Raw genomic sequence first — 12,746 nt, forward strand, 5'->3', positions numbered from 1 at the left:
GGGTGGGGAATGGCTCCGGGCCGGACTTTCTCTCGGACGACTCTGTTCCGGTCTACGCGCGGGAGCCGGGTGTGCCCCGCGTGAAGAGCGAGGCCGACTTCCCTGAACTGCCGCTGGATGGGCATGGGTTCAGCGCCCGTGACAGTGCGCGCATGCGGCGGGCCGAGTCGCTTGTCGTGCAGAGGTGCATGCGGTCGTACGGGTTCGACGACTTTCCCCGCGACCCCAGGTGGGGCGGGCAGATGAGCGAGTCGGTCCAGAGCACCGTGATGTGGGTCGCCCCCTACGGGATGCTCGACCTCGGCCAGGCGCGCCGCTGGGGGTACGGCTTCGACCCCGACGCCATGGCGAAGGCCCTGCCGAAGGGGCGGGCGCCCACGCGGCGGGAGTACGAAGTGCTGCACGGCCTCGGCGCGGAGGGCGGCGACGACATGGTGGTGCGCGGCCGCAAGGTCCCCGAGGGAGGGTGCTCGGCTGAGGGCTCGCGGCGGCTCATGGCGGACGTATCGGACGAGGAGCGCCTGTGGGGGTACGTTCCCGGGCGCGTCCAGAAGCTCGACAAGGCCGTCGCGAGGGACGAGCGGGTACGCAGGGCCTTCCGGGACTGGTCGCGCTGTGTCGAGGGCAAGGGGTTCAAGGAGTACGAGAGTCCGGGCGACGCCTTCCGTGACAAGGCGTGGGGCGCGGGCCGCGAGGACGGCAACACGGGCCGCACGCGGAGGGAGTTGGAGACGGCCGTCGCCGACGTCGAGTGCAACCGGAAGCTGAATACCGCCGGGGTCTGGTGGGCCGTCAGCAACGAGCAGCAGCGCGCCGACCTGCGCCGCAACAAGTCCCGGTACGCGGCCGTACGCGAGGACCAGGCCCGGCTGCGGGCCGCTATCAGCAAGGTCCTCGGCGAGTAGGTCCTCGGCGAGCGGGGTCCGGGCAGGCAGGCTCCTGGCGAGCAAGGCCCCGCCAGGCAGGCAGGCTCCCGGCGAGCGGCGCCCGAGGAGGCGGGCCCCCGCGAGCAGGCCCCTAGCCGACAGACCCCTGGCCGACAGGCCCCCGGCAGGCGGTGACTCGGGCGCGTGATAGACACATGCGATGACCACCTCCGGCCGCGCGTTCGACGCCGTACTGAGTGACCTCGACGGCGTGATCCGCTTCTACGACATGGCGGAGCTGGAGCAGCTGGAGGTCTCGGCCGGGCTGCCGCGGGGCAGCACCGCCGAGATCGCCTTCGCGCCCGAGACCGATCTGCCGCTGATGCGGGGCGAGATCACCAAGGAGCAGTGGATCGACTCCATCGCCCGCGGGCTCGCCGACCGCGTGCCGTGGGAGCGCGGGCACGCGCTCGGGACCACCCTGGCGGAGACCAAGTTCCGGGCCGACGACGAGGTGGTCGGAGTGCTCCGGCGGGTCCGCGCGGCCGGGCTGCCGGTCCTGCTGGTGACGAACGCGACGCCGTGGCTGGCCGACGATCTGGCCCTGCTCGGGCTCACCGGGCCCGCCGGGCTCTTCGACGACGTGATCAGCAGCGCCGACCTCGGCGTCACCAAGCCGGACCGCCGCATCTACGAGACGGCGGCGGAGCGGGCCGGGACCGCCCCCGGCCGCTGCCTCTTCGTCGACGACCGCCAGGAGAACGTGGACGCGGCCCGGGCGCTCGGCATGACCGGGCTGCTGTACCGCGAACCGGCCGACCTGCACGCGGTGTTGGCCCCGCTCATCTGACCGACCTTGACCTCGCCTGACCGCATCTGGCCTCACGCGGGCGTCCTGCGCACCACCCGCAGCAGATAGTCCTTGCGGCTGAGCGGATCGTGGTCCGTCCGCTCACGCTTCGGGGGAGCGCCCCGCACCGGCTCGTAATGGCTGAAAGCGGACTCCAGCTCGCCCTCGCCGCGCGTGAGTCCGGGCAGCAGTTGTTCCAGCGCGTGGACCCGCTGTGCCGGGATGTCCCCTTCCAGGCGGTACGAGGTCGCGCTCGTCGTCGGCGTGTGCGGCACGGCCCGCAGCCGGGCGAGCGCGGGCAGTACCGCCCCGACCGTGTCGGCGGGCACGTCGAGCCGGAAGCGGTGCATCGGCTCGTACACCGCCGTGCCCGCCTCGCGCAGCGCGTCCATCAGGACGAGCGGCGTCAGATTCCGGAAGTCGCCCGCCGTGCTCGACATGCTCTTGTCGAAGGTGCCGTGGGCGTGGCTCTGGCGCGGCCAGTACCCGGCGCGCGTCATCGTGACCGCGCAGTCGGGGACGCGCCACCCGTACAGGCCCTGGTGCAGGGTCTCCCGGACGGTCTCCTCGACCGCGCGGAAGAACGCGTACGGCATCGAACCCAGCTCGACGCCCAGCCGGAACTCCACCCCGGAGCCCACCGGCGCGGGCTCGACGCGCAGCCCGACCGTGGCGAGGAACGGGTTGGGTTCCCTCTCGCCGACCTCGAACGCCTCACCCGTGCCGACCAGCCGCTCCACGCAGATCGTCGTCGTCTCCCGGAAGCGGACGTCGAGCCCGAACTCCTCGGCGAGCGTGGCCTGGATGACCTCCTTCTGCACCTCTCCGTAGAGCGAGACCGACACCTCCCGCCGTACGGCGTCCTGCCGCAGGCCGATCAGCGGGTCCTGCTCGGCGAGCTGGGTGAGCGCGAGGTGCAGGGCGCCCCGGTCGGCGGGGCGTACCGGCGTGACGACCGTCTCCAGGGTGGGCGGCGCGAAGAAGTGCGCGCCCGGCTCGCTCCCCTTGGGCGGTACGCCGATCACATCGCCGATCCGTACGTCGCCGAGGCCCCACAGCTTGCCGATCCGCCCGGCACGGACCTCCGCGCGGCGTTCGTCGGTGCCCTGGTCGAAGACGCTGACGCCGGTGACCTTCCCCTCGCGGTGACCGTGGGTCCCGCTGTCCGCGGCGCCGCCGAGGATGTCGACGCGGTCGCGCGTGCGGACCGTGCCGGAGAACACGCGTACGTACGCGATCTTCTCCCCGGCGGCCCCGCGCTCGACCTTGAACACGCTTCCGGAGAGCGGGCCTTCCGCGTCCCCGGCGGCTGAGGGCAGCAACTCGCGGATGCCGTCCATCAGTTCGCGGACGCCGTCGCCCGTCACCGCTGAGCCGAAGTAGACGGGGTGCACCAGGGCGCGGCCGGTCTGCCGGGCCAGCTCATCGCGGAGACGGGCGTACGAGAGGGACGCCGCGTCGTCGACGTACGCGGTGAGGAGCGCGTCGTCGTGCCCGGCGAGCAGTTCGGTGAGGCGGGCGGTGAAGTCGTCGCCGCCACCCGGCCGCACGGGGGACCCGGGCCCGGCGGTGAACGGGGTGAAGCGGGCCTCGCGGGTGCCGAGGCGCGCGACCGTGCCCATCGGGATGATGTCCGGGGTGAGGCGGTCCGCGATGTGGTTCAGGACGCCGTCGTAGCGGGCGCCCGCGCGGTCGGCCTTGTTCACGAAGATGAGCGTGGGGATGCGCAGTCTGCGCAGGGTGCGCAGCAGGACGCGGGTCTGCGCCTGGACGCCCTCCACGGCGGAGATCACCAGCACGGCTCCGTCGAGCACGCTCAGGACGCGCTCCACCTCGGCGATGAAGTCCGGGTGGCCGGGGGTGTCGATGAGGTTGACCGTGACGCCCTCACCGGAGCCCTCCGGGGCCTGGACGGTGAAGGAGACGACCGCGGACTTGATCGTGATGCCGCGCTGCTGCTCCAGCGCGAGGGAGTCGGTCAGGGTGTTCCCGTCGTCGACGCGGCCGACCTCGTCGATGACACCGGCGGCGTGCAGCAGCCGCTCGGTCAGGCTCGTCTTACCGGCGTCGATGTGGGCCAGAATGCCCAGATTCAGTGTGTGCGGGGCAGAGGAATGCACGTACCGTCATGTCCTTTGAAGAGAGCTGACTTTTTTCGGGGCGGGACATGAACGAACGCCGCATTTCCTTCTCCTCCGTCGACTCCGCCGGGCTCTCGCCGGCTCCTTCCAGTGCAGCAGGCGGCCGACGGGTCCGGCAAACGATTAAGCGCGGGGCCGCGGCGCGGGGATACGCCGAAGGGGCCCGTCCGGTGTGCCGGACGGGCCCCCACGGGGTGTTCGCGCAGATCAGGCCTTCTTGGTCTCCCAGAAGATCTTGTCGATCTGGGCGATGTAGTCCAGCGCCTTCTGGCCCGTGGCCGGGTCAGCGGAGCCCTTGGCGGCCGAGAGGGCCTTGAGGGTGTCGTTGACCAGCTGGTGCAGCTCCGGGTACTTCTCGAAGTGCGGGGGCTTGAAGTAGTCGCTCCAGAGCACCGAGACGTGGTGCTTGGCGAGCTCCGCGCGCTGCTCCTTGATGGCGATGGCGCGCGTCTGGAACTGCGCGTCGTCGTTGGCGGCCATCTTCTCCTGCACGGCCTTGACGGACTCCGCCTCGATGCGGGCCTGGGCCGGGTCGTACACGCCGCAGGGGAGGTCGCAGTGGGCGCTGACCTTCACCTTGGGGGCGAACAGGCGGGAAAGCATGTAGCTGTCCTTCCTCGTGATCGTCTTCTCAGGTGGGACATTACTCCGTGAGAGACCGGTTTTCGCGAGTGCCCCCATGGGCTTAGGACAAAAGTCCAGGGTCGGACCGGGACCGGTGGAGGATAGGACCGGGGAGGTGCCGGTGATGCCGGAGCTGTCGCAGGAGAGCGAGCGGGGAAGGGCCGTCCTGCCGTGGGGAGCCGCGGAGGTGACGGGGCCTTCGATGGTGCCCACGCTGTACCACGGGGACCGGCTGCTCGTGCGGTGGGGCGCGCGCGTCCGCCCGGGTGACGTGGTGGTCCTGCGCCATCCGTTCCAGCAGGATCTGCTGGTCGTCAAGCGCGCCAAGGAGCGCCGCGAGGGCGGCTGGTGGGTGCGGGGCGACAACGCGTTCGCGGGCGGCGACAGCACGGACTACGGCGTCGTCCCCGAGGAGCTGGTCCTGGGCAGGGTCCGGCTGCGTTACCGGCCGCCCGCGTCCGGGCGGCGCTCGCCGGTGGCGCTGGCGCGCTGGGCGGTCTCCGCCGTGCGGCCCGTGCTCGCCGAGCGCTCGGTCTCCAGGCGCTTGCGGGCGCGGTAGGCGGCCACGTTGGCGCGGGTCGCGCAGCGGTCGGAGCAGTAGCGCCGGGAGCGGTTCGTGGAGGTGTCGAGGTAGGCGTTGCGGCACGGCGCCGCCTCGCAGAGGCCCAGGCGGTCCACGCCGTGCTCGGTGAGGTGGAAGGCGAGGCCCATCGCGGCGATCGCCGCGTACCCGGCGGTGGCGTTCGAGGGGTGGTCCGCCAGGTGCATGTGCCACAGCGGGCGGCCGTCGTCGTCGCGGTGGTCGTGGCCCGAGATCTGCGGGCTCACGGGGAACTCCAGGAGCAGGGAGTTCAGCAGGTCGACCGCGAGCGTCTCGTCGCCGCCGTCCGCCGCCTCGAAGACGGCGCGGAGCCTGCCCCGTACGGACCGGAAGCGGGTGACGTCGGAGTCCGTCGCGCGGCGGGCCATCTGCGTGCTCGGCCCGAACAGGTCCCGGATGGCGTCGACCGAGGTCAGAGCGTCCTTGTTGCGACCCGGCTCCTCGCTGTTGACGAGACGTACGGCGTAGTCCGAGTAATAGGCCAGTTCCACTTGTAGTCCTTACGAGGGCGGGCTATGGTCGTCTCGTTGGCCGGTAATAGCCGATTGCCGTACCAGGGTATTACGGAGTGGAGGGGTTCTGATGACGGAAACGGGGACCGGCGCCGAGACCGGGTCCGGGCTCGGCACCGACTGGCGCGCCTGGCAGGCCAGCTGGGACCGCCAGCAGCAGTGGTACCTGCCGGACCGCGAGGAGCGGTTCCGGATCATGCTTGACATGGTCGAGGCCGTGGTCGGCCCCGCGCCGCGCGTGCTCGATCTGGCGTGCGGTACGGGAAGTATTACGGACCGGCTGCTCCAGAGGTTCCCGGACGCCACCAGTGTCGGCGTCGATCTCGACCCCGCGCTGCTCACCATCGCCGAGGGCACCTTCGCCGACGACGACCGCGTCACCTTCGTCACCGCCGATCTGCTGGACCCCGACTGGGCCGCCGCGCTCCCGCACGACTCGTACGACGCCGTGCTCACCGCGACCGCGTTGCACTGGCTGCACAGTGAACCGCTCGCTGTCCTTTACGGGCAGGTCGCCGGGCTCGTCCGCGACGGTGGCGTTTTCATGAACGCGGACCACATGCCGGATCCGGCCACTCCTCGACTGAACGCGGCCGAGAGCGCGTACCGGCATCGCCGGATGGACCGGGCCAAGAGCGAGGGGGTGCTCGACTGGAAGGAGTGGTGGCAGCTTGCCGCGCAGGATCCGGTCCTGGCCGCGCCCACCGCGAAGCGGTTCGAGATCTACGGGGAGCATGCGGACGGTGACATGCCGTCCGCCGAGTGGCATGTGCGGGGTCTTCGGGAGGCGGGGTTCGGGGAGGCGCGGGTGGTTTGGGCCTCGCCGTCCGACGCGGTGGTCATGGGTCTGAAGTAGCGGAATGTCCCCCGCGGGTTCGGTGGGGGCTGGTCGCGCAGTTCCCCGCGCCCCTTACGGGGCACGCCGAAGGGGCCGGTACGGAATCCGTACCGGCCCCTTCGGCAATCACTGAAACCAGCGGAGCGTCAGAGCACCTTCGACAGGAACGACTGCGTGCGTTCCTGTTGGGGGTTGGTCAGGACGTCTCGGGGGTGGCCCGATTCGACCACCACTCCGCCGTCCATGAAGACGAGGTTGTCGCCGACCTCCCGTGCGAAGCCCATCTCGTGCGTGACGACGATCATCGTCATGCCGGACTCCGCGAGGTCGCGCATCACGTCCAGGACGTCGCCGACCAGCTCGGGGTCGAGCGCGGACGTCGGCTCGTCGAAGAGCATCAGCTTCGGGTCCATCGCCAGCGCCCGCGCGATCGCCACGCGCTGCTGCTGGCCACCGGAGAGCTGCGAGGGGTAGTTCTTCGCCTTGTCGGCGAGGCCCACCCGTTCCAGCAGCTGACCGGCGCGCTCGCGCGCCTGGCTCTTGGCGATGCCCTTGACCTGGACCGGCGCCTCCATGACGTTCTCGAGCGCCGTCATGTGGGGGAAGAGGTTGAAGCGCTGGAAGACCATGCCGATGTCCCGGCGCTTGAGGGCGACTTCGCTGTCCTTCAGCTCGTACAGCTTGTCTCCCTTCTGGCGGTAGCCGACCAGCTCCCCGTCGACGTACAGCCGACCGGCGTTGATCTTCTCCAGGTGGTTGATGCAGCGCAGGAACGTCGACTTGCCGGAACCGGACGGGCCGATGAGGCAGAAGACCTCACCCGACTTGACCTCCAGGTCGATGCCCTTGAGGACCTCTACGTGACCGAACGACTTGTGGACGCCTTCGGCCTTCACCATGGCGGTCATCAGCGCACACCTCCCGCGCCGCGGTTGCTCAGCGACAGCATGTTGGCCTTGATCTTCTGGAAGGGGGTGTCCGGCAGGGTGCGGGACGAGCCTCGGGCGTAGTACCGCTCCAGGTAGTACTGGCCGACGCTGAGGATCGACGTCATGATCAGGTACCAGCAGGCGGCGAGCAGCAGCGTCTCCACGGTCGCGCCCGACGAGGTGCCGATGTCCTGGGCGTACTTGAGGAGTTCGTAGTACTGCACGGCGGCGACGAGCGAGGTCGTCTTGAGCATGTTGATGAACTCGTTGCCCGTCGGCGGCACGACCACGCGCATCGCCTGCGGCAGCACCACGCGGCGCAGCGTCTTGTTGTGGCTCATGCCGAGCGCGTGCGAGGCCTCGGTCTGGCCCTCGTCGACCGAGAGCAGACCGGCACGGCAGATCTCGGCCATGTACGCGGCCTCGTTGAGGCCGAGACCGAGCAGCGCCGTCAGGAACGGCGTCATGAAGTCCGACCACTCGTCCTTGTAGACCGGACCGAGGTTGATGTAGTCGAAGACGAAGCCGAGGTTGAACCAGACGAAGAGCTGGACCAGGACCGGCGTACCGCGGAAGAACCAGATGTAGAACCAGGCGATCGAGGAGGTCACCGGGTTCTTCGACAGGCGCATCACGGAGAGGATCACACCGCCCACGACGCCGATGAGCATCGAGAGGAAGGTGAGGAGCAGCGTCTCGCGGACACCCTTGAGGATGCGCTCGTCGAAGAAGTTGTCGGGGATCGCGCCCCACTTGATGTCGCCCTGCGAGAAGGCGTAGACGATCGAGGCGAGGACGCCGATCGCCAGGACCGCCGCGACGTACCGGCCGAAGTGCCGCACGGGGATGGCCTTGATGGCCTCCGCCTGCCGCGCCTTCGGGACGTCGTCCTCGGGGCCCTTCTTGGAGATGTCGGTGGTCACGTGCGTGGCCTTTCAGCGACTGAGGGAGAGGGGGTGGTTACTTGCCGCCGTTGATCTTGGCTTCCTTGACCGCGCCGGCCTCGACGCCCCACTTCTTGACGATCTCCTCGTAGTCGCCGTTCTGGATGATCGCGTCGAGCGCGGCCTTGATCGCGTCACGCAGCTTGGGGTTCTTCTTGGAGACCGCGATGCCGTACGGAGCCGCCTCGACCTGCTCGCCGACGAGCTGGAAGTCCTTGCCGCCGCCCGAGGTCTTCACCGCGTACGCGGCCACGGGGAAGTCGGAGGAGCCGGCGTCGGCGCCGCCGGAGCGCAGCCGGGTCTGGGCCTGCTGGTCGTTGTCGTACTGCTCGATGGCGATCTTCTTGCCGCCCTTGCACTTCTTCGACTCGGCCTTGGCCAGGTCGTGCGAGACGGTACCGCGCTGCACGACGATCTTCTTGCCGCAGAGGTCGGACCAGGTCTTGATGCCCTGGTCGTCGCCCTTCTTGGTGTAGATCGAGACACCGGCGGTGAAGTAGTCGACGAAGTCGACGCCGTCGCCGATCTTCTTGCCGGTCTCCTCGTCGATGCCCTCCTGACGGTTCTTGGTGTCCGTCATGGCCGACATGGCGATCTGGTAGCGCTTGGAGCGCAGACCGCCGAGGAGGGTGTCGAAGGTGCCGTTCTCGAACTCGAACCTCACGCCGAGCTGCTTGCCGAGCGCCTCGCCCAGGTCGGGGTCGATACCGACGGTGTTGCCGGACTTGTCCTTGAACTCGACCGGCGGGTAGGCGATGTCGGACCCGACCTTGATGACGCCCTTGTCGCGGATGTCCTTGGGCAGCTTGTCGGCGAGCGGCGCGTCGACGACCGCGTTGCTCTCCTTGTCGTTGGTCTGGTCGCCACAGCCGGAAAGCAGCAGCGCACCGGCGACCGCGATCGCGCCGACCGCGACAATCCGGGACTTCGCGGACTTGGCTGCGGTCTTACGACAAACGGGGCTTGCGGTCATGGTGGGTCCTCCGGCGGATGAGGGAGTTGCCGATGGGTCGTGCACACACCTTCGGGTGTCGCGACCTCGTGTGATGACGGCATCTTGCCATTCGGACCGTCCGATTTCGGGTGCCGGAGATGTCAAAATCGGATAACGGGCCACCGGCGAATGCGCACGGCCCGGTATTGCGCGGGTGTATGGGAAGACACGCAAACCGCCGTTAACCTGGCCATACTCCGGCAATCTCGCCATGTGGACCGATCGACGCCCCTTGAAACCAATGTCACTCGCCCGGGCCCACCGGCTTCGGGTACAAAGGTTGGCTACACCCCTCATCCGGGGCTCAGGGCGCGTGTGCGGCGCGCCCGCGTGTCCGTACCTCTCCTCCGTCGACAGACGGGGAACGGACGCGGTGCCCGCCCACTTCTCAACCGGGAGTGGACACCCTCAACGAATGATTAAGACTTAAGGGGTCAGACAAGTGGCAGCGGAGATCGTCAATCCTCGCAGCGACAGCAGTACGGATCATGAGGGCCCTGCTGGTGCGGGCGAGCCCTTCGATCCGGCCTTCGCGCTGCACCGTGGCGGCAAGATGGCCGTGCAGGCCACCGTGCCGATCCGCGACAAGGACGACCTGTCCCTCGCGTACACGCCCGGCGTCGCGAAAGTGTGCAGCGCGATCGCCGAGCGGCCGGAGCTCGTCCATGACTACACGTGGAAGTCGAACGTCGTCGCCGTCGTGACCGACGGGACCGCCGTGCTCGGTCTCGGGGACATCGGCGCCGAGGCCTCGCTCCCCGTCATGGAGGGCAAGGCCATTCTCTTCAAGCAGTTCGGTGGCGTGGACGCGGTGCCGATCGCGCTCGCGACGACCGACGCCGACGAGATCGTCGAGACCGTGGTGCGGCTCGCCCCGTCCTTCGGTGGTGTGAATCTGGAGGACATCTCGGCGCCCCGGTGCTTCGAGATCGAGCGCAAGCTCCAGGAGCGGCTCGACATCCCGGTCTTCCACGACGACCAGCACGGCACGGCCGTGGTGACGCTGGCGGCCCTGCGGAACGCGGCGAAGCTGACCGGGCGTACGCTCGGCGAGCTGCGCGCCGTCATCTCGGGTGCCGGCGCCGCAGGTGTCGCCATCGCCAAGTTCCTGCTCGAGGCGGGGCTCGGCGATGTGGCGGTCGCGGACCGCAAGGGCATCGTGAGCCGGGACCGGGACGACCTGACGCCGGTCAAGCGGGAGCTGGCCGAGCTGACCAATAAGGCGGGGCTGAGCGGATCGCTGGAGTCCGCCCTCGCGGGTGCCGATGTGTTCATCGGCGTCTCGGGCGGCACCGTGCCGGAGCCGGCCGTCGCCTCCATGGCTCCCAACTCCTTCGTCTTCGCCATGGCCAACCCGAACCCGGAGGTCCACCCCGACGTCGCGCACAAGTACGCGGCCGTGGTGGCGACCGGGCGTTCGGACTACCCGAACCAGATCAACAACGTGCTGGCCTTCCCGGGGATCTTCGCGGGAGCGCTCCAGGTGCGTGCCTCCCGGATCACCGAGGGCATGAAGATCGCCGCCGCCGACGCCCTCGCGGGGGTCGTCGGGGACGAGCTCTCCGCCGCCTACGTGATCCCGTCGCCGTTCGACGAGCGGGTCGCCCCGGCCGTCACGGCCGCGGTCGCCGCCGCGGCACGGGCGGAGGGCGTCGCGCGCCGCTGAGTGTTCGCGTCGAGCGGCAGCGCTGGTGTGGGCGCGGTGCCGCCCGCGCCGGTGACTGCGCCGACGTGACCGCGCTGGTGTGACCGCGCTGGTGTGACCGCGCCCCCTGCCGCGAGCTTTCGCGGTGGGGGGCGCGGCGCGTGTCACAGCCGTACGTGGTTCCGCCAGGCCGCCCGTACTGCCTATGGTCGGCGTCATGTTCGCTGCTTACGCCGCCCGTATCGACCGTGACCAGCCGCTCAGCGGCCTTGAGTTGGGGGAGCGCCCGGCCCCCGACGCGCGCCCCGGCTGGTCGACCGTGAATGTCAAGGCCGCCTCCCTGAACCACCACGACCTGTGGTCGCTGCGTGGGGTCGGTCTCGCCGAGGACAAGCTGCCGATGATCCTCGGCTGTGACGCCGCCGGGATCGACGAGGACGGGAACGAGGTCGTCCTCCACTCCGTCATCGGACAGTCGGGGCATGGCGTCGGGCCCCGCGAGGGCCGGTCCATCCTGACCGAGAAGTATCAGGGGACCTTCGCCGAGCGCGTGGCCGTGCCCACCTGGAACGTGCTGCCCAAGCCGAAGGAGCTGTCCTTCGCCGAGGCGGCCTGCCTGCCGACCGCGTGGCTGACCGCGTACCGCATGCTCTTCACCAACGCCGGTGTGCGCCCCGGGGATTCCGTCCTCGTGCAGGGCGCGGGCGGCGGTGTCGCCACGGCCGCCATCATGCTCGGCAAGGCGGCGGGCCTGCGGGTCTTCGCCACCAGCCGCGACGGGGCCAAGCGGAAGCGGGCGCTGGAGCTGGGGGCCGTGGAGGCGGTCGAGTCGGGCGCGCGGCTGCCGCAGCGGGTCGACGCCGTCATCGAGACCGTGGGCGCGGCGACCTGGTCGCACTCGGTCAAGTCCCTGAAGCCCGGCGGTACGTTGGTGATCTCCGGGGCGACGAGCGGTGACCGTCCCGCGCACGCCGAACTCACCCGGATCTTCTTCCTGGAGCTGAAGGTCGTCGGCTCGACGATGGGCACCAAGGACGAGCTGGAGGATCTGCTCTCCTTCTGCGCCGCCACGGGGGTGCGCCCCGTCATCGACGAGGTGCTGCCGCTCGACCGGGCGCGGGAGGGCTTCGAGCGGCTGGAGGCCGGGGAGCAGTTCGGGAAGATCGTGCTGGAGGTCTGAGCCGGACCCTTTCGTCAACTTTGGTTGACGGCTGCCTCTTGTCAACGTAGGTTGACGCGTATGACCGAAGCTACGGATCTCGCCGAGCGGGCGGGCGATCAGGACCCACGGGTCGGGCTGCGTGCCGTCTCCGCGCTGCGGAAGCTGGTGGAGCGGCTGGAGGCCGTGCAGGTGCGCAGCGCGCGCCTGCAGGGCTGGTCGTGGCAGGAGATCGCCGCGGAGCTCGGGGTGAGCAGGCAGGCCGTGCACAAGAAGTACGGGAGGCAGTGATGTTCGAGCGGTTCACCAAGGATGCCCGCGCCGTGGTGGTGGGCGCGGTCGAACACGCGGAACGGGGGAGTGCCGAGGCGGTCGACGGCGGGCATCTGCTGCTCGCTCTGCTCGACCGCGAGGCGAGCCGGGGGTCCTTCGCCCTCGCCTCCCTCGGCGCGGCGCGTCACCGGGACTCGATCGAGGAGGCGCTGAGCGGGGCGCGGCGCCGTGGCGGCCTCTCGCAGGCCGACACGGACGCGCTGGCCGGGCTCGGCATCGACGTCGCCGAGATCGTCTCCCGGGTCGAAGAGGTCCATGGCGAGGGCGCGCTGTCGGACGGCGGCGGCAAGTCCGGGGCCGGGGCAGGGGT

13 protein-coding genes and 1 pseudogene are annotated in these 12,746 nt (G+C 69.9%); 8 read left to right on the forward strand and 6 right to left on the reverse strand.

Going from position 1 to position 12,746, the window contains the following annotated elements; translation table 11 throughout:
• Both GKQ77_RS17250 and GKQ77_RS17255 read left to right on the forward strand, forming a co-directional pair.
• Positions 1-905: hypothetical protein (locus GKQ77_RS17250; protein WP_219689669.1), on the forward strand; the 905-nt coding region annotated here is incomplete at its 5' end.
• A gap of 181 nt (positions 906-1,086) precedes the next feature.
• Positions 1,087-1,716 (forward strand): HAD-IA family hydrolase, encoded by a 630-nt coding sequence (locus tag GKQ77_RS17255; protein WP_219689670.1) that lies wholly within the window; start codon positions 1,087-1,089, stop codon positions 1,714-1,716.
• Positions 1,717-1,748: 32 nt separating this feature from the next.
• Here GKQ77_RS17255 and GKQ77_RS17260 read toward each other — a convergent pair whose 3' ends face one another.
• Both GKQ77_RS17260 and sodN read right to left on the reverse strand, forming a co-directional pair.
• Positions 1,749-3,836, reverse strand: coding sequence for a GTP-binding protein (locus GKQ77_RS17260; protein WP_308117692.1), 2,088 nt, complete (start codon positions 3,834-3,836; stop codon positions 1,749-1,751).
• 228 nt (positions 3,837-4,064) lie between these two features.
• Positions 4,065-4,460, reverse strand: a complete 396-nt coding sequence (gene sodN / locus GKQ77_RS17265; protein ID WP_125515053.1) for a superoxide dismutase, Ni — start codon at positions 4,458-4,460, stop codon at positions 4,065-4,067.
• A 145-nt stretch (positions 4,461-4,605) separates the two neighbouring features.
• On the opposite strand from sodN, the gene sodX reads away from it, so the two are divergent.
• Complete coding sequence (gene sodX, locus GKQ77_RS17270) at positions 4,606-5,040, forward strand: nickel-type superoxide dismutase maturation protease (protein ID WP_164551822.1); 435 nt, start codon at positions 4,606-4,608, stop codon at positions 5,038-5,040.
• On the opposite strand, the gene GKQ77_RS17275 is transcribed toward sodX, so the two are convergent.
• The gene (locus tag GKQ77_RS17275) at positions 4,923-5,573 is read right to left on the reverse strand and encodes a CGNR zinc finger domain-containing protein (RefSeq protein ID WP_219689671.1); all 651 of its coding nucleotides are present in this window, start codon (positions 5,571-5,573) and stop codon (positions 4,923-4,925) included. The two genes, sodX and GKQ77_RS17275, sit on opposite strands and share 118 nt — an antisense overlap.
• A gap of 91 nt (positions 5,574-5,664) precedes the next feature.
• On the opposite strand from GKQ77_RS17275, the gene GKQ77_RS17280 reads away from it, so the two are divergent.
• Complete coding sequence (locus tag GKQ77_RS17280; protein ID WP_219689672.1) at positions 5,665-6,450, forward strand: class I SAM-dependent methyltransferase; 786 nt, start codon at positions 5,665-5,667, stop codon at positions 6,448-6,450.
• Positions 6,451-6,578: 128 nt separating this feature from the next.
• Here GKQ77_RS17280 and GKQ77_RS17285 read toward each other — a convergent pair whose 3' ends face one another.
• Genes GKQ77_RS17285 through GKQ77_RS17295 form a run of 3 tightly spaced genes read right to left on the reverse strand, consistent with a single transcriptional unit; the run spans position 6,579 to position 9,278 of the window.
• Positions 6,579-7,340: an amino acid ABC transporter ATP-binding protein gene (locus GKQ77_RS17285; RefSeq protein WP_308117693.1), complete on the reverse strand. Its 762-nt coding sequence runs from the start codon at positions 7,338-7,340 to the stop codon at positions 6,579-6,581.
• Positions 7,340-8,284 (reverse strand): amino acid ABC transporter permease, encoded by a 945-nt coding sequence (locus GKQ77_RS17290; protein WP_219689673.1) that lies wholly within the window; start codon positions 8,282-8,284, stop codon positions 7,340-7,342. Before GKQ77_RS17290 ends, GKQ77_RS17285 begins: the two co-directional genes overlap by 1 nt.
• 37 nt (positions 8,285-8,321) lie before the next feature.
• Positions 8,322-9,278: an ABC transporter substrate-binding protein gene (locus GKQ77_RS17295; RefSeq protein WP_219689674.1), complete on the reverse strand. Its 957-nt coding sequence runs from the start codon at positions 9,276-9,278 to the stop codon at positions 8,322-8,324.
• Between the two features lie 463 nt (positions 9,279-9,741).
• Here GKQ77_RS17295 and GKQ77_RS17300 point away from each other — a divergent pair, with 463 nt between their 5' ends.
• The 4 genes and pseudogenes from GKQ77_RS17300 to GKQ77_RS17315 form a co-directional block, all read left to right on the forward strand.
• Positions 9,742-10,965, forward strand: a complete 1,224-nt coding sequence (locus tag GKQ77_RS17300; protein ID WP_219689675.1) for an NAD(P)-dependent malic enzyme — start codon at positions 9,742-9,744, stop codon at positions 10,963-10,965.
• A 196-nt stretch (positions 10,966-11,161) separates the two neighbouring features.
• Positions 11,162-12,124, forward strand: coding sequence for a zinc-binding dehydrogenase (locus GKQ77_RS17305; RefSeq protein ID WP_219689676.1), 963 nt, complete (start codon positions 11,162-11,164; stop codon positions 12,122-12,124).
• A 60-nt stretch (positions 12,125-12,184) separates the two neighbouring features.
• Entirely contained in the window at positions 12,185-12,394 is a 210-nt protein-coding gene (locus tag GKQ77_RS17310; protein WP_219689677.1) for a helix-turn-helix domain-containing protein, read from the forward strand.
• Positions 12,394-12,746 (forward strand): annotated as a pseudogene (locus GKQ77_RS17315) (Clp protease N-terminal domain-containing protein); the annotation flags it as partial. The gene GKQ77_RS17310 and the pseudogene GKQ77_RS17315, both read left to right, overlap by 1 nt.

It is taken from the genome of Streptomyces anatolicus, assembly GCF_019400875.1.
Lineage (GTDB): Bacteria > Actinomycetota > Actinomycetes > Streptomycetales > Streptomycetaceae > Streptomyces > Streptomyces anatolicus.